The 16,115-nt window shown below is 73.9% G+C and carries 13 protein-coding genes; 9 read left to right on the top strand and 4 right to left on the bottom strand.

Features of this window, described 5'->3' with window-relative positions; translation table 11 throughout:
* Positions 1 to 32: 32 nt before the first annotated feature.
* Entirely contained in the window at positions 33 to 815 is a 783-nt protein-coding gene (locus V7E45_RS30390; RefSeq protein ID WP_333777420.1) for a hypothetical protein, read from the bottom strand.
* Positions 816 to 966: 151 nt separating this feature from the next.
* A complete protein-coding gene (locus tag V7E45_RS30385) occupies positions 967 to 2,640 on the bottom strand; it encodes a PucR family transcriptional regulator (RefSeq protein ID WP_333777419.1) in 1,674 nt (557 codons plus the stop codon).
* Between the two features lie 336 nt (positions 2,641 to 2,976).
* Here V7E45_RS30385 and V7E45_RS30380 point away from each other — a divergent pair, with 336 nt between their 5' ends.
* From V7E45_RS30380 to V7E45_RS30360, 5 genes are all read left to right on the top strand, one after another.
* Positions 2,977 to 3,870, top strand: coding sequence for an FAD binding domain-containing protein (locus V7E45_RS30380; protein ID WP_333777418.1), 894 nt, complete (start codon positions 2,977 to 2,979; stop codon positions 3,868 to 3,870).
* A complete protein-coding gene (locus tag V7E45_RS30375) occupies positions 3,870 to 4,454 on the top strand; it encodes a (2Fe-2S)-binding protein (RefSeq protein WP_333777417.1) in 585 nt (194 codons plus the stop codon). The genes V7E45_RS30380 and V7E45_RS30375 overlap by 1 nt, the downstream gene beginning before the upstream one ends.
* A gap of 1 nt (position 4,455) precedes the next feature.
* Positions 4,456 to 6,876, top strand: a complete 2,421-nt coding sequence (locus tag V7E45_RS30370) for a xanthine dehydrogenase family protein molybdopterin-binding subunit (protein ID WP_333777416.1) — start codon at positions 4,456 to 4,458, stop codon at positions 6,874 to 6,876.
* Positions 6,877 to 7,087: 211 nt separating this feature from the next.
* Positions 7,088 to 8,545 carry an NCS2 family permease gene (locus V7E45_RS30365; protein ID WP_333777415.1) on the top strand — a complete coding sequence of 486 codons (1,458 nt, stop codon included), beginning with the start codon at positions 7,088 to 7,090 and terminating at the stop codon, positions 8,543 to 8,545.
* A 47-nt stretch (positions 8,546 to 8,592) separates the two neighbouring features.
* On the top strand, positions 8,593 to 9,747 hold the full coding sequence (locus V7E45_RS30360; RefSeq protein ID WP_333777413.1) for an XdhC family protein: 1,155 nt from the start codon (positions 8,593 to 8,595) through the stop codon (positions 9,745 to 9,747).
* Between the two features lie 234 nt (positions 9,748 to 9,981).
* Here the strand turns inward: V7E45_RS30360 and V7E45_RS30355 are convergent, their stop codons facing one another.
* Both V7E45_RS30355 and V7E45_RS30350 read right to left on the bottom strand, forming a co-directional pair.
* Positions 9,982 to 10,422 carry an SRPBCC family protein gene (locus tag V7E45_RS30355; protein ID WP_333777412.1) on the bottom strand — a complete coding sequence of 147 codons (441 nt, stop codon included), beginning with the start codon at positions 10,420 to 10,422 and terminating at the stop codon, positions 9,982 to 9,984.
* 93 nt (positions 10,423 to 10,515) lie between these two features.
* Positions 10,516 to 11,298, bottom strand: a complete 783-nt coding sequence (locus V7E45_RS30350; RefSeq protein ID WP_333777422.1) for a polysaccharide deacetylase family protein — start codon at positions 11,296 to 11,298, stop codon at positions 10,516 to 10,518.
* A gap of 233 nt (positions 11,299 to 11,531) precedes the next feature.
* Here V7E45_RS30350 and V7E45_RS30345 point away from each other — a divergent pair, with 233 nt between their 5' ends.
* From V7E45_RS30345 to V7E45_RS30330, 4 genes are all read left to right on the top strand, one after another.
* A complete protein-coding gene (locus V7E45_RS30345) occupies positions 11,532 to 12,182 on the top strand; it encodes a phosphoribosyltransferase (protein ID WP_333777421.1) in 651 nt (216 codons plus the stop codon).
* 107 nt (positions 12,183 to 12,289) lie between these two features.
* Entirely contained in the window at positions 12,290 to 12,826 is a 537-nt protein-coding gene (locus V7E45_RS30340; RefSeq protein WP_333777411.1) for a TIGR03668 family PPOX class F420-dependent oxidoreductase, read from the top strand.
* Positions 12,827 to 12,891: 65 nt separating this feature from the next.
* Positions 12,892 to 14,532 carry a trypsin-like serine peptidase gene (locus V7E45_RS30335; RefSeq protein ID WP_333777410.1) on the top strand — a complete coding sequence of 547 codons (1,641 nt, stop codon included), beginning with the start codon at positions 12,892 to 12,894 and terminating at the stop codon, positions 14,530 to 14,532.
* 473 nt (positions 14,533 to 15,005) lie between these two features.
* On the top strand, positions 15,006 to 16,115 hold a 1,110-nt coding region (locus V7E45_RS30330), incomplete at its 3' end, for a protein kinase domain-containing protein (protein WP_333777408.1).

Raw genomic sequence — 16,115 nt, 5'->3', positions numbered from 1 at the left:
CTGCGCCGCCGCGCCCCGCCAGGCGGCCCCCGCTACGCCGTCGCCGCCCCCGGAGCCGGCGGCGCCAGCTGGCGGGCCAGCCAGGTCGGTACGCCTCCCAGCAGCCGGAACAGCCGTCCGGCCTCCTCCCGCAGCCGTGACGCCTCCGGCTCGGACTCCGCGTCCGCCAGGGAGGCCAGCGCCGGGGCCGTGCCCACCAGGTAGCCCAGCTCCTCCCGGATCCGCAGGGACTCGGCGAAGCCGTGCCGGGCCTCGGTCAACTCCCCTTCCCGCAGGGCGAGTCCGGCCAGATGGCGCCAGGTGAAGGAGAGCAGTAGCGGGTCGGCGTGCGCCGTGGCGCCCGCGTGCGCCCGGCGGTAGGCCGCACGGGCCGCCTGCGGGGAGCGGCTCAGGTTCTCGGCCAGCAGGCCCCTGCGGAAGTCCAGCAGGGCCCGGCCCGCGGCTCCCGGGGCGATCAGCGCCGCCGCCCGGCCCAGCGCGGCCCGCGCCTCGTCCGCCCGGTCGCGTACGCCGTGCAGGGTGGCCGCGTAGGCGAGCTGGCCGCGTTCGCAGGCGGCCGCGCCCCGTTCCTCGTCGGTGTGCGCCAGCGCCTCGGCCGTGCGCAGGGCGTCCTCCGCCTCCTCCCAGCCCCGCTCGGTGTACAGGCACCGTTCGACCAGCAGGGTGGCCCGTTGCAGGGCCAGGGCCGGGGTGTCCGGTGGCAGCAGGGCCGCCGCGTCGGCCCAGCAGGCCCGCGAGCGCAACCGCCATACCGCGGTCTGGAGTGGATCGTCACCGGCGGTCGTTCCATTACCAGACATGGCGGAATGCGCCACGTTGCCCTCCCCGAGCACGCCGTTGAGCTGTTGAGTGGTGGCGGCATTCCAGCACCAATGCCGGTGCCTGGCCAAGAGGGTGGGTGAAAGTTTTCACAAAGTAGGGGGCCGATGGCGTGACTTGATCGGCAGGCGTCACGCCCCGCCGGGTTCAGCTCATCCGCAGGGCCAGGAAGAAGTCCAGCTTGTCCTCCAGGCGTGAGAGGTCACGTCCCGTCAACTGCTCGATCCGCCCGACCCGGTAGCGCAACGTGTTGACGTGCAGGTGGAGCCGGGTGGCGCAGCGGGTCCAGGAGCCGTCGCAGTCGAGGAAGGCCTCCAGGGTGGGGATCAGCTCGGCGCGGTGGCGGCGGTCGTAGTCCTTCAGCGGGTCCAGCAGGCGTGCGGTGAAGGCGCGGCGGACGTCGTCCGGGACGAACGGCAGCAGCAGCACGTGGCTGGCCAGTTCCTGGTGGCCGGCCGCGCAGACCCGGCCGGGGCGGGCCGCGGCGACCCGGCGGGCGTGCCGGGCCTCCTCCAGGGCGCCGCGCAGCCCCTCGGCCGAGTGCACGGCCGCGCTGACGCCGAGGGTGAGCCGCCCGTCGTCGTTCAGACCCGCCGACAGCGGTTCCCGCACGGCCTGCAGCAGCGCGTCGGCGAGCAGGCCGGTCTCCGAGCCGTCGTGCTCGGCGGCCATCGCGGGCAGCGGGACCAGGGCGATCGCCTCGTCCCCGGTGTGCGCGACGGCGATCCGGTCCGAGGGCTCGGGGCCGGTGGCCAGCGGGTCGACCAGGATCTCCTCCAGCAGCGACTGGGCCACGGGGCCGCCCTCGACCTCGTCGCCCTCCCACTCGACCCGGGCCACGACCACCTGCCAGTGCGGGGCCGCGCCGAGCCCGGGCAGCAGCACCGGCGCGGCCACCCGCAGGCGGGCGGCGATCTCGGCGGGCGCGGCACCCGTCTGCACCAGCTCCAGCACTTCCTGGGCGAGCCGGCGGCGGACGGTGCGCGCCGCGTCACGGCGGTCCCGTTCGACGGCGATCAGCTGGGTGACGCCCTGGAGCAGGTCGAGGCGCTCCTCCGGCCAGTCCCCGGCGTCCGCCTCGACCGCCAGCAGCCAGTCCGAGAGCACCGACTCGCGCACGTCGCGGGCGGCCTGCGGGGAGCGCCCGGAGGAGCGGATCGGGAAAAGGGAGTACGTCGTCCCGGCGAGCAGGACGCGGTGCGGTCCGCGGCGGCCCGTGCGGGCGGCGGCCAGGTGCTCGGCGGCCAGACCGGCGCAGATGTCGGCGGGCAGCGCCGGGCCGCCGAGCTTCGAGCCCGCGATCAGCCGGCCGGTGGGCGAGAGCACCCAGGCGCGCAGGTCCAGGTCGGAGCCGAGCAGGTCGAGCACCACGTCGGGGCCGCCGCCGGCCGGGCCCGAGGTCATCATCCGGCGGTGCCGGTCCACCACCGCCGCGAGGTCTCCGGCCCGCTCGCCGGAGACCTGCCGTACGACGTGCTCGGTGATCGAGGCGAACGCCACCGACTCGTGCACCGCGAACAGCGGCAGCCGGTGCCGTGAACAGGCCAGGACCAGGTCGTCCGGCACATCGCCCAGCTCGGCCTCACCCGCCGCCAGCGCCGCCACCCCGGCCTGCACCAGGAGGCGTACGAACGGCTCGGAGTCGTGGGCGTCCCGGCGCCAGGCCAGGCCGGTGAGCACCAGTTCCCCGCCGGAGAGGTAGCGGCTCGGGTCGCGCAGGTCGGTGGTCATGACCCCGCGTACGGAGCGGTCCAGCTCGTCCTCGCCGCCGAGCAGCCGCAGCCCCAGCGCGTCGGTGTCCAGCAGTGCGCGCAGCCGCATCTCGTCGCCGCCGTCCTTTGTCTCGAAAACTACGATGAATCCCGGTGGGGGACCCGTGACGCACCCGGTGCGCGGGCCGTCCGGACGGGGCCGTCCGGGCCGCCTCCCGCGTTTCCCGGGGAATACGGAGAGGTGACCGATGACCTCCGTTCATACGAATCTACAAGATGCCCGCCGTGGCCAGCCAACTCCTTCATGGTTTCGGTGACTGACCCCGCCGGAGTACGGAGCGGTGTACTGAGTCCACTCCGCGTTAACAGCACATGAACGAGCCGGGACCGCCGCACACGGATTGGCTCATCTGTACGACTCACGAGACGAAGAAGAGAGCCGGTCATGGACTTCCTTCGCCCCGCCAGCTGGGAGGAGGCGCTCGCCGCGAAGGCCGAGCACCCCACCGCTGTGCCGATTGCGGGTGGCACCGATGTGATGGTCGAGATCAACTTCGACCACCGCCGGCCCGAGTACCTGCTCGATCTCAACCGCGTCGGCGACCTCTACGAGTGGGAGGTCGGCGAGGACACCGTACGGCTGGGCGCCTCCGTCCCGTACACCAGCATCATGGAGAACCTCCGTGCCGAGCTGCCGGGCCTCGCGCTCGCCTCGCACACGGTCGCCTCCCCGCAGATCCGCAACCGCGGCGGCGTCGGCGGCAACCTCGGCACGGCCTCGCCCGCCGGCGACGCCCACCCCGCCCTGCTCGCGGCGGGCGCCGAGGTCGAGGTGGAGTCGGCGGCCCGCGGCACCCGGCTGATCCCGATCGACGCCTTCTACACCGGCGTCAAGCGCAACGCCCTGCAGCCCGACGAGCTGATCCGCGCGGTGCACGTCGCCAAGGCCGACGGCCCGCAGCAGTACTCCAAGGTCGGCACCCGCAACGCCATGGTCATCGCCGTGTGCGCCTTCGGCCTCGCGCTGCACCCCGGCACCAGGACCGTGCGCACCGGCATCGGCTCGGCCGCACCCACCCCCGTGCGGGCCAAGGCCGCCGAGGAGTTCCTGAACGCGGCTCTGGACGAGGGCGGCTTCTGGGACAACGGGAAGATCATCACCCCGTCGGTCGCCAAGCAGTTCGCGGAGCTGTGCTCCGGCGCCTGCAACCCGATCGACGACGTCCGGGGCACCGCGAGCTACCGCCGCCACGCGGTCGGCGTGATGGCCCGCCGGACGCTCACCTGGACCTGGGAGTCGTACCGCGGCGCCCGCCGCGCATCCGAGGGAGCTGCGTAATGCGCGTCAACTTCACCGTCAACGGACGTCCGCAGGAGGCCGACGACGTCTGGGAGGGCGAGTCCCTGCTGTACGTGCTGCGCGAGCGCCTCGGCCTGCCCGGCTCCAAGAACGCCTGCGAGCAGGGCGAGTGCGGCTCCTGCACCGTGCGCCTTGACGGCGTCCCGGTCTGCTCCTGTCTGGTCGCGGCCGGCCAGGCCGAGGGCCGCGACGTCGTGACCGTCGAGGGCCTCGCCGACTTCGCCCGGCAGCGCGCCGAGGGCGGCTGCGCGAGCGGCGCCTGCGGCACCGCCCTGGACGAGGCCAAGGGCCGGCACGCCAAGGGCGGCGCCGACTCGCGGACCGGCGAGGGCACCGAACTGTCCCCGGTCCAGCAGGCGTTCATCGACGCCGGCGCCGTCCAGTGCGGCTTCTGCACCCCGGGTCTGCTCGTCGCCGCCGACGAGATGCTGGAGCGCAACCCGAACCCGAGCGACGCGGACATCCGCGAGGCGCTGTCGGGCAACCTGTGCCGCTGCACGGGCTACGAGAAGATCATGGACGCGGTCCGCCTGGCCGCCGCCCGCCAGTCCGAGGGAGTCTGACATGCCGTCCCCCACTCTCGGCTCAGCTCGAGCCGGCGGTGCCCCCACCGGCACTCCTACGAAGATCACGCAGGGGTCGCAGACCAAGGGCGGCATCGGCGAGTCCACGCTCCGTCCCGACGGCACCCTGAAGGTCACCGGCGAGTTCGCGTACTCGTCCGACATGTGGCACGAGGACATGCTCTGGGGCCAGATCCTGCGCTCCACCGTCGCGCACGCCGAGATCGTCTCCATCGACACCGGCGAGGCCCTGGCCACCCCGGGCGTCTACGCGGTCCTGACCTACGACGACCTGCCCACCGCGGTGAAGAACTACGGCCTGGAGATCCAGGACACCCCGGTCCTCGCCCACGGCAAGGTGCGCCACCACGGCGAACCGGTCGCGATCGTCGCCGCCGACCACCCGGAGACGGCCCGCCGCGCCGCGGCCAAGATCAAGGTCGAGTACCGGGAGCTGCCCGTCATCACCGACGAGGCCTCCGCGACCGCCCCGGACGCGATCCTCGTCCACGAGGGCCGCGACGACCACCACGCCGGGCACGTCCCGCACCCCAACATCGTCCACCGCCAGCCGATCGTCCGCGGCGACGCGGACGCGGCCGCCCGCCGTGCCGATGTGATCGTCAAGGGCGAGTACACCTTCGGCATGCAGGACCAGGCCTTCCTGGGCCCCGAGTCCGGCCTCGCCGTGCCCGAGGAGGACGGCGGCGTCCATCTCTACGTCGCCACCCAGTGGCTCCACTCCGACCTGCGCCAGATCGCCCCCGTCCTCGGCCTGCCCGAGGACAAGGTGCGCATGACGCTGTCCGGTGTCGGCGGCGCGTTCGGCGGCCGCGAGGACCTGTCCATGCAGATCCACGCCTGCCTGCTGGCGCTGCGCACCGGCAAGCCCGTGAAGATCGTCTACAACCGGTTCGAGTCCTTCTTCGGGCACGTCCACCGCCACCCGGCGAAGCTCTACTACGAGCACGGCGCCACCCGCGACGGCAAGCTGACCCACATGAAGTGCCGGATCGTCCTGGACGGCGGCGCCTACGCCTCCGCCTCCCCGGCAGTCGTCGGCAACGCCTCCTCCCTGTCGGTCGGCCCGTACGTCGTCGACGACGTCGACATCGAGGCCATCGCCCTCTACACCAACAACCCGCCCTGCGGGGCCATGCGCGGCTTCGGCGCCGTCCAGGCGTGCTTCGCCTACGAGGCGCAGATGGACAAGCTCGCGGCAGAGCTCGGCATGGACCCGGTCAGGTTCCGGCAGCTCAACGCCATGGAGCAGGGGACGCTCATGCCGACCGGGCAGCCGGTCGACTCCCCGGCCCCGGTGGCCGAACTGCTGCGCCGGGTCAAGGCGATGCCGCTGCCGCCCGAGCGCCAGTGGGAGTCCAGCGAGGGCGCGGACGTACGGCAGCTGCCCGGCGGCCTGTCCAACACCACGCACGGCGAGGGCGTCGTACGCGGGGTGGGCTACGCGGTCGGCATCAAGAACGTCGGCTTCTCCGAGGGCTTCGACGACTACTCGACGGCCAAGGTGCGCATGGAGGTCGTGGGCGGCGAGCCCGTCGCCACCGTGCACACCGCGATGGCGGAGGTCGGCCAGGGGGGTGTCACCGTCCACGCGCAGATCGCCCGCACCGAGCTCGGTGTCGCCCAGGTGACCATCCACCCCGCCGACACCCAGGTCGGCAGCGCCGGCTCCACCTCGGCCTCCCGGCAGACGTACGTCACCGGCGGCGCCGTGAAGAACGCCTGCGAACTGGTCCGCGAGAAGGTCCTGGAGATCGGCCGGCGCAAGTTCGGCTCCTACCACCCGGCCTGGGCGACGGCCGAACTCCTGCTGGAGGGCGGCAAGGTCGTCACCGACGGCGGCGAGGTCCTCGGCGACCTGGCCGACGTCCTGGAGGGCGAGACCGTCGAGATCGAGGCGGAGTGGCGGCACCGGCCGACCGAAGCCTTCGACCTGCGCACCGGCCAGGGCAACGGGCACGTCCAGTACTCCTTCGCCGCGCACCGCGCGGTCGTCGAGGTCGACACCGAACTCGGCCTGGTCAAGGTGATCGAACTGGCCTGCGCCCAGGACGTCGGCAAGGCGCTCAACCCGCTCTCCGTCATCGGCCAGATCCAGGGCGGAACGACGCAGGGGCTGGGCGTGGCGGTCATGGAGGAGATCATCGTCGACCCGAAGACCGCCAAGGTCAGGAACCCCTCCTTCACGGACTACCTGATCCCCACCATCCTCGACACGCCGACCATCCCGGTCGACGTGCTCGAACTCGCCGACGACCACGCCCCGTACGGGCTGCGCGGCATCGGCGAGGCCCCGACCCTGTCGTCCACCCCGGCCGTCCTCGCGGCGATCCGGAACGCGACCGGGCTGGAGCTCAACCGCACTCCGGTACGGCCCGAGCACCTCACGGGAACCGCGTAACACCCCACAGCACTCCGGGCGGCGCAGGGAACGTCACACACTCCGCAGCGCCGCCCGGGGGATCCCCCTTCGAGTCCCGCACCGCTCGCGATCCTCGAAGTACCAGGAAACACGTTCGTCTCGGGCCGTCCCCCGGGTCGTCCATTCCCAAATCCCGTGCCCGTAAAGGCGGTTGCACGGGTGCCCCTTTGAACCTTGGGAGATGGCCCCCATGACCCAGCAGTCAGTGGAGCCGAGGACCGCAGCCGACGACGCGGGTGAGGGAACCCGCGTCCCGGCAGGGCGGTCCTGGCTCGACCGGTACTTCCACATATCCAGAAGAGGGTCCACGGTCTCGCGCGAGGTCCGTGGCGGCGTCACCACCTTCATGGCGATGGCGTACATCCTCCTGCTCAACCCCCTGATCCTGTCCGGCAAGGACGCGGCGGGGGACACGCTCGGCCAGAAGGCGCTGATCACCGCGACCGCGTTCGCGGCGGCCTGCACCACGCTCCTGATGGGTTTCGTCGGCAAGGTGCCGCTCGCCCTCGCCGCCGGCCTCTCCGTCTCCGGTGTCCTGTCCTCCCAGGTCGCCCCGCAGATGACCTGGCCGCAGGCCATGGGCATGTGCGTGATGTACGGCGTCGTCATCATGCTGCTGGTCGTCACCGGCCTGCGTGAGATGATCATGAACGCGATCCCGCTCGCGCTCAAGCACGGCATCACCATGGGCATCGGCCTGTTCATCGCCCTCATCGGCTTCTACAAGGCCGGCTTCGTGCACCAGGGCAAGGCCACCCCGGTCACCCTCGGCCCCGCCGGTGAACTCGCCGGCTGGCCGGTCCTGCTCTTCGCCGGCACCCTGCTGCTGATCTTCATGCTCCAGGCCCGCAACGTCCCCGGCGCCATCCTCATCGGCATCATCTCCGGCACCGTCGTCGCCGCCGTCCTCAACGGGCTCGGCGTCGTCGACCCCGAGCAGTGGGCCAACGGCGCGCCCGAACTGCACGGCGGGGCGGTCTCGATGCCCGACTTCTCGCTCTTCGGGCACGTGGAGTTCGGCGGCTGGGGCAAGGTCGGCGCCATGACGGTCGGAATGATCGTCTTCACCCTCGTGCTCGCCGGTTTCTTCGACGCGATGGCCACCATCATCGGCGTCGGCACGGAGGCCCAGCTGGCCGACGACAAGGGCCGGATGCCGGGTCTGTCCAAGGCGCTGTTCATCGACGGCGCCGGCGGTGCCATCGGCGGTGTGGCGGGCGGCTCCGGCCAGACCGTCTTCATCGAGTCGGCGACCGGCGTCGGCGAGGGCGCCCGCACGGGGCTCGCCTCCGTCGTCACCGGACTGTTCTTCGCGGCCTGCCTGTTCTTCACCCCGGTCACCGCGATCGTCCCGCAGGAGGTCGCCTCCGCCGCCCTGGTCGTCATCGGCGCCCTGATGCTGATGAACGCCCGGCACGTGGACTGGGCCGACCGCGCCACCGCGATCCCGGTGTTCCTGACGGTCGTGCTGATGCCGTTCACGTACACCATCACCACCGGTGTCGCCGCGGGCGTCATCTCCTACGTGGCCATCAAGACCGCCCAGGGCAAGGCGCGCGAGATCGGCGCCTTCATGTGGGGGCTGACGGTCGTCTTCCTGATCTACTTCGCACTCAACCCGATCGAGGGCTGGCTCGGCGTCCATTAGCCGCCCGCCGAACGCCCGTACCACGCAACCCGTGAGGAGACCGAGAGATGCTGGACATCGCCGAGGAGCTCAACCGGTGGGTCGAGCAGGGCCGTGACTTCGCCGTCGCCACCGTGGTGGCCGTCGGCGGCAGCGCCCCGCGCCAGCCGGGCGCCGCCCTCGCGGTGGACGCCGACGGCACGGCGATCGGCTCGGTCTCCGGCGGCTGCGTGGAGGGCGCCGTGTACGACCTGTGCCGGCAGGCGCTCGAGGACGGGCAGACCGTCCTCGAGCGCTTCGGGTACAGCGACGAGGACGCCTTCGCCGTCGGCCTGACCTGTGGCGGCGTCATCGACATCCTCGTCACGCCGGTCCCGGCGGACGGTCCCGCCCGGCCGGTGGTCGCCTCCGCGCTGGCCGCCGCCGCGCGGGGGGAGGCGGCGGCGGTCGCGCGCATCGCGGACGGTCCGGCCGAACTGCTGGGCCGGGCCCTGCTGGTCCGCCCCGACGGCTCCCACGACGGCGGCTTCGGCGCCCACCCCGAACTGGACCGCACGGTCGCCGCCGAGGCCGCCGCCTTCCTGGACGCGGGCCGCACCGGCACCCTGGAGATCGGCGAGCAGGGCTCCCGCTGCGGCGCCCCGCTCACCCTCCTCGTGGAGTCCTCGGTGCCCGCCCCCCGGATGATCGTCTTCGGCGCCATCGACTTCGCCTCCGCGCTGGTCCGCGTCGGCAAGTTCCTCGGCCACCACGTCACGGTGTGCGACGCCCGGCCGGTGTTCGCCACCCCGGCCCGCTTCCCGGAGGCCGACGAGATCGTCGTCGAGTGGCCCCACCGGTACCTGGAGCGCACCGAGGTCGACGCCCGCACGGTGCTGTGCGTCCTCACCCACGACGCCAAGTTCGACATACCGCTGCTCCGGCTGGCCCTGCGGCTGCCGGTCGCCTACGTCGGCGCGATGGGCTCCCGCCGCACCCACCTGGACCGCAACGAGCGCCTGCGCGAGGCCGGCGTCGGCGATCTCGAACTCGCCCGCCTGCGCTCGCCGATCGGCCTCGACCTCGGCGCCCGCACCCCGGAGGAGACGGCCCTGTCCATCGCCGCGGAGATCGTCGCGAACCGGCGCGGCGGCAGCGGGGTCTCCCTCACCGGCGCCCACACACCGATCCACCACGACCGCTCCAAGCGCCCGGCGGGCCGCCGGATCGGCTCGGTGGCCTGAACGCCCGGCCCGGGCGGACCCACGGCGAGACCGTGCGGTGGGGGACGCGAGCGCGAAGTCCCGGCGGACCGCGGGCAGTCGGCCGGGGTCGTCGGGTGTGCGGCCGGGGCCGGCGGTGTGCGGCTTCGCCCGGCGGGCGAGCGCCGCGCCGACGGGCGACCGGCCGTGGCCGGGTCCTCCGTCCCCGGGTTCGTGCGGACTCCGCTCGCCTCCCGACGGCCCTGGACCGGACCGTCAGGGCCGGCGCAGCAGCTGGTTGACGGCTCGGCCGAACACCGTGCGGGACGTGTGCCGTACGACGTCGTCGAAGAGGCGCGGCAGGAAGCGGATCCGCAGTTCCTCCTGCCATTCCACGCGGGTGCGGCCGCCGGGGCCCGGGCGGACCTCGATCTGCGCCCAGCCCAGGATCACCCGTCCGCGCTTCTCCAGTCGGCACAGCCCCGGCTCGCCGTCCACCGGCGGCCGCCAGACGGTGACCTCCATGGGGTCCTCGAAGGCGAGCGGGCCGATGCCCGACCGGGCGACGACGCGGGTGCCCTCACGGGTCGGTCCGGGCGGGACCGAGGTGACCCGGGTCAGCGGGACCGCGTCACCGTGGAGTGGCCACCGTGTCAGCCGGCGCCAGGTCTCCTCCAGGGAGAGCGGCACGGTGCGTTCGAGAGAGAAGAAGGGCACGGCACGATCGTAGGCAATCGGCGCCGCGGACCTGTGCGTTCGGCCACGGGTCACCTGACTGGCCCATGGCCGCCCCGCCGGCCGGCCGCCGCCTCAGGGCCGGTACACCTTGCCGGGCTCGGCCTTGCCCGGCGCCAGCAGCTGAGGCACCGTCACGAAGACGTACCCGCGCGCCTTCAGGGCGTCGATGATGCCGGGGACGGCGGGCACGGTGCCCCGGTAGATGTCGTGCAGCAGGATGATCCCGTCCCGGGACGCCTGGTCGAGCACCCGCTTGGTGATCAGCGCCGAGTCCTCGGTCGTGTAGTCCTTCGCGGTCACGCTCCACAGCACCTCCGCCAGGCCCTCGTCCTTGGCGATCCGGTGCACGTCGGCGTCCGTGCGGCCCTGGGGCGGGCGCATCAGGGTGGGCCGGCGCCCGGTGAGCCGCTCGATCGCGTCGTCGGGCCGCTTCAGCTCCTCGCGTATCCGCGCGTCCGATATGCGCGTGAGGATCTTGTGGTCCCAGGTGTGGCTGGCGACCTCGTGCCCCTCGGCCGCCATCCGCTTCACCAGCTCCGGATAGGTGTCGATGTGCCGCTTGCCCAGCAGGAAGAAGGTGGCCGGGACCTTCTTCTCCTTGAGGATGTCAAGCAGCCGGGCCGAGTTCTCGCTGGGCCCGGCGTCGAAGGTGAGCGCGATGCACTTGGCCTCGCGGCAGTCGACCGTCCCCAGCCGGGCCGCCTGTGCCCCGTGCGCGCCCCCGTGCCCGGCCCCGGCCCGCGCCGCCGCCGGGGAGGTCGTGTCGACCTGCGCGCAGCCGGACAGCGTCAGCGCCAGACAGGCGGCGGCGGAGGCGAGCGCGGACAGACGCAACCTTCGGCCGGCTCCGCGCATCTTCCTGAGCGCGGGTGGCGAGGCGGGGTTCTTCTCGGAGGAACGCGATAGAGGCATGCCGGGACTATACACAGAGTGCATAGTTCATGTGTTCGAATATTTGGCTTACGCTCACCACACGGTTCCCCCGGTACGGCGACCCGGGGCAGGGCGTGCCCGGCAGGCCGGCCCGCCGCCGTAGCACCATGGAGGTGTGGGGAGGGCAGCACGCCACCGGGCGGGAGGACCAGCCCATGCGCTACCGGGACCGAGCCCAGGCCGGACGGCGACTCGCCGCCCTGCTGGGCGAACTGTGCGAGCGCGACGGACTGCCCGACCCCGTCGTCCTAGCCCTGCCCCGCGGCGGCATCGCCGTCGCCGAGCCCGTCGCCCGGGCCCTGGGCGCCCCCCTCGACGTGCTCGTCGTCCGCAAGATCGGCGCACCGCACCACCACGAGTTCGCCGTCGGCGCCCTCGCCGCCGGCGACCCGCCCCTCTTCGACGCCGGCACCCTGAACCACCTCGGCCTGACCGAGGAGCGGCTCGCCCCGGCCGTGGCGAGCGAACGGCGCGAACTGGAGCGGCGGGAGCGCCGCTACCGCGGCGACCGTCCGCCGCCGCGGGTACCGGGCCGCAGCGTGATCGTCGTCGACGACGGACTGGCGACCGGCGCCACCGCCCGCGCCGCCCTGCGCCATGTGCGGCGCCGGGAGCCGGCCCGGCTGGTCCTGGCCGTCCCGGTCGGCGCCCCGGACTCCCTCGACCGGCTCGCCGCCGAGGCCGACACGGTCATCTGCCCGATGCGCCCGGCCGCGTTCAGCGCCGTCGGCCAGTGGTACGACGACTTCGGGCAACTGACCGACGCGGACGTGCTCGGCGTGCTCGACGCGCTGCACACGGGGTGAGGAACCGGGAGCCACGGGCCGAAAGCCGAGGGGCGTGGGGCGAGGAGGTGAGGAGCCGAAAGCCGGGGGGGCGAGGAGTCGAGGCCGGGGGAACTGGAGGAGTGAGGATGCCGGAGCTGGCCGAGGCGGAGGCGCGGCGCCGGTTCACCGCCGCCCGGGTGGCCCGGCTGGCCACGGTGGACGCGGCGGGCCGGCCGCACCAGGTGCCGGTCGTCTTCGCCGGGTACACCCCCGAAGGCACGGAAGGGACCCTGAGCGGTGCCGCCGGCCGCATCGTGACCGCCGTCGACCACAAGCCGAAGACCACCGCCCGCCTCAGACGGCTGCGCAACATCGCCGCGCACCCGGCGGTCTGCCTGCTGGCCGACGCCTACGACGAGGACTGGGACCAGCTCTGGTGGGTCCGCGCCGACGGCGAGGCGAGCGTCCTGACAGCCGACGCCGCCGACCCGGCCGTACGGCAGGCCCACGCGAGTGCCGTCGGGCTGCTGCGCGCCAAGTACCCGCAGTACCGGGACCACCCGCCGGCCGGCCCGGTGATCGCGGTCACCGTACGGCGCTGGAGCGGCTGGCAGGCACGCGCGGAGACCTCCGGCCGCCGAACCCCGTGCACACCAGTGGTACCGGAAACGCACGGGGAGTAACCTCGGGTGACATGACGCGCACGGGGGAGCGAGCCGTCAAGTCACGGTTACGGACGCCGCCTTGGGTGGCCCGCATCGAGGAGCAGGACGGGCGGGTCCTGGGTGCCGGGGTGCTGCTCGCCCCGGACCGCGTGCTCACCGCGGCCCATGTCGTGCGGCCCGGACGGGCGTACGTCGTCCACTTCGTCGGCGTGCCCGGCGTGCCCGGGGTGGCGGCCACCGCCCGTGAGGACGAGTACGTGCCGCAACAGGAGGACACCTTCGGCGACCGCAGCGGCGACCTCGCCCTGCTGCGGCTGGCCGAGCCCCTGCCCGCCGCCCACACCACCCGGCTCTACCGGCTCGCCGCGCCGCACGGACCGGTGAGCATGTACGGCTTCCCGGCGGGTGACGACGGCGGCCGCTGGCACGGCGCCACGCTGGTCGCCGCCCGCGGCCGGGACAACCAGGTGCAACTGCGCCCGCAGACCCCGGGCGAACTCGCCGCGCCCGGCTTCAGCGGCGGGGGAGTGGTGGACCACGAGACCGACGAGGTCATCGGCATCGTCCTCAGCGTCGACGAGGGGCCGGGCTCCGTCTTCAGCTACATGAGCCCCACCGAGACCATCCTGAGCCACCTTCCGCAGGTCGCCGCCTGGACCGACGGCGCCGAGGCCGTCGACCCGTCGCTGCGCACCGGCGCGCCCGGCGCCGGCGACCGGCTCGACGTGCCCTTCGCCACCGAACTCGCCTCCTGGCTCCGGGGCGAGGGCTGGCCGGTGCTCGTCACCGTCGTCCCCGCCCGCAGCGACCGCGCCTGGACCCTCTCCCGTGCGGTCACCCTGGCCGACCGGGAGCTGCGCACCCAGCGGAACACCAGCGCCTTCGGCCAGGACCCGCCCGAGACCGTGCCGCCGGCCGGTGGCCACGACCTCGCCCTGGACGTCACGGGCCTGACGGCCGCGCAGGTGACGGACCGCATCGCCGCTCGGCTGGGCATCCGGGGCGAACCCCGGCCCGAACGGCTCGGCGCGCTGCGGGTCCCCCTCGCCGCCGTCCTCGTCGGAGTCGACCGGGCGGCCGAACCCGACGCCCTGCTCGGCCTGCTGGACCGGCTCGCCCGGCAGGGAGCCAGACTGCTGCTGGTCTTCCGGTCCCGGGGCGACCACGCGGCCCGGGCCGCCGCGTCCTTCGTCGAGCGGCCCCTCGGCGAGCGCTGGGCCCGGCTGCACCGGGAACTCGACCGCATCGTAGACGAGTTGGGGCCGGCGCTGGAGGAGCGACGTGACCGGGTCCTGCCCGGCCTCGGCGCCCGGCACCTGCTGGACCGGGCCGACTCGGGCGTACGGCGCACCCGGATGCTGCGCGCCTGGGTCGCGCACACCCCCGAACGCGAGACGGAACCGGCCTACGCCGACCTCCTGTTCACCTTCGAGGGCGCGGCGGACCGCCGCCGGCGACGCCTGGAGCGGGCGGTCGCCCTCCTCGACGACCGGCTGCGCCGCCGCGACGAACTCCTCGGCCGCGTCACCGCCGAATGGCCGCTGTGCCGCGAACGGGCCGCGGCCGAGGGCGGCGACCGGGTCGTGGAGGCCTACCGGCTCTACGAACTGGCCCTGTCCCTGCTGCGCCACACCCCCTGCGACGTGGACGAGGCGGAGGCCGCCGCCCGGCGGTTCGTCGGCCTCTGCTCCGGCACGGCACCCGGCGCGGAGGGCACCCGATGACCTCGTGCCTCCGCCCCGGCTGCGCGGGCCACATCATGGCCACCGGATACTGCGGCACCTGCGGCCACCGGCACCAGGAGCCGCGACCGCGCCCCACCGCGACACCCGCCCCGCCGTCCGAGCCCTCGCGGCGGACGCGGCCCGAGACCCCGCGGCCGTCGCAGGCGGAGCCTCGGCCGGCACCGTCGTCGGAGCCGGGGCCGAAGCCGCTGTCGGAGGCGCGGCCGGAGGCGGCGCCCGAGGCCCGGGGCCGGTCCCGGGCCCAGCCCCGGTCCAGGTCCGGGTCCGGGTCCCGGTCCGAAGCACGCGGGCCACAGTCCGTACCGTCGCAGCCGTCGCACCCGTCGCACCCGTCGCATCCGTCGCCCCCGCCCGCCACCGGCGAGCGGTCCGCCCCCGCTCAGCAGGCCACCACCGGTGCCGGTGAGCGCCCCGCCGCCGCTGGGCGGCACCTCCCCGGGCCCACCCACGCCGTGGCCGGCGTCGGCGAGCTGGACCAGCACGGGCTGGTGCGGCTGCCCGACGTGCCCGCCCCCGACAGCGGACTGGTCGAGGAACCCCGGCCGCCCACCGGGGGCCGCCGCTGCGGCGCGAACGGCTGCACCATGACCGTCGGCGTCGGCTACGGCGGCCAGCCCGCCCGGGCCACCGGGCGCTGCCCGCGCTGCGGCACCCGCTACTCCTTCCTGCCGCAGCTCGCCGTCGGCGACGTGGTCGACGGTCACTACCGGGTCCTCGGCTGCCTGCCCCGCGGCGGCCTCGGCTGGGTGTACCTGGCCGAGGACACCCGCGCCGACGGCCACCGCGTCGTCCTGAAGGGCCTGATCGACGCCCAGGACGCGCTCGCCCGCCGCAACGCCGTGGAGGAGCGCCGCTCCCTGACCGACCTGCACCACCCGGACATCGTCCGCCTCGTCACCTACGCCGAGCACGAGTCCGCGGGCGGCACCCGCACCGGCTACCTGGTGATGGACTACATCGCCGGCCGGGACCTGCAGCGGTTGTTCCACAGCGACGACGCCGAGCGGATCTTCCAGGGCCGCCCCCGCCTCGACCACGTCCTCACCTACGGCTGCATGATCCTCGGCGCCCTCCAGTACATGCACGAACGCGGGCTGCTCTACTGCGACATGAAGCCGTCCAACGTCATCCACTTCGGACGCGCGATCAAGGTCGTCGACCTCGGCGCGGTCCGCGCCATCGGCGACCGGACCTCCGCCTACGTCTTCACCAGGTCCTTCGCCCCGCCCGCCGAGGAGATCCACAGCCGCGGCTGGCACGTCGACAGTGACCTCTACACCGTCGGCACGACCCTGCGGAGCCTCGCCGAGAACGCCGAGCCGGCCCGCGGCCTCGCCCCCGACTCCTTCCGCCGGCTCGTCCACCGCGCCACCCACGCCGAACCCCGCGCCCGGTTCCGCTCGGCCGCCGAGATGTCCCGCCAGCTGTGGGAGGTGCTGCGCGAGTACCGGTCCCTCCAGTTCGGCGAGCAATTGCCGGAGGCCTCCACCCGGTTCCGCGCCACCGACGCCGGTCTCGACGCCGGGCTCGGCGCGATCCCCTCCCTCGACCACTGGACCGCC

Source organism: Streptomyces sp. IBSBF 3136, from assembly GCF_036815105.1.
In the GTDB taxonomy this organism is placed as follows: Bacteria; Actinomycetota; Actinomycetes; order Streptomycetales; family Streptomycetaceae; genus Streptomyces.
The sequence above is the reverse complement of the archived record's forward strand: the minus strand, read 5'-3'. Positions and strand labels throughout refer to the sequence as shown.

What these genes read in the sequence shown, in the direction of transcription:
- V7E45_RS30385 (WP_333777419.1), bottom strand. Translation starts at nt 2,640, where the DNA reads ATGCGGCTGCGCGCACTGCTGGACACCGACGCGCTGGGGCTGCGGCTG.
- V7E45_RS30380 (WP_333777418.1), top strand. Translation starts at nt 2,977, where the DNA reads ATGGACTTCCTTCGCCCCGCCAGCTGGGAGGAGGCGCTCGCCGCGAAG.
- V7E45_RS30375 (WP_333777417.1), top strand. Translation starts at nt 3,870, where the DNA reads ATGCGCGTCAACTTCACCGTCAACGGACGTCCGCAGGAGGCCGACGAC.
- V7E45_RS30370 (WP_333777416.1), top strand. Translation starts at nt 4,456, where the DNA reads ATGCCGTCCCCCACTCTCGGCTCAGCTCGAGCCGGCGGTGCCCCCACC.
- V7E45_RS30365 (WP_333777415.1), top strand. Translation starts at nt 7,088, where the DNA reads ATGACCCAGCAGTCAGTGGAGCCGAGGACCGCAGCCGACGACGCGGGT.
- V7E45_RS30360 (WP_333777413.1), top strand. Translation starts at nt 8,593, where the DNA reads ATGCTGGACATCGCCGAGGAGCTCAACCGGTGGGTCGAGCAGGGCCGT.
- V7E45_RS30350 (WP_333777422.1), bottom strand. Translation starts at nt 11,298, where the DNA reads ATGCGCGGAGCCGGCCGAAGGTTGCGTCTGTCCGCGCTCGCCTCCGCC.
- V7E45_RS30345 (WP_333777421.1), top strand. Translation starts at nt 11,532, where the DNA reads ATGCGCTACCGGGACCGAGCCCAGGCCGGACGGCGACTCGCCGCCCTG.
- V7E45_RS30340 (WP_333777411.1), top strand. Translation starts at nt 12,290, where the DNA reads ATGCCGGAGCTGGCCGAGGCGGAGGCGCGGCGCCGGTTCACCGCCGCC.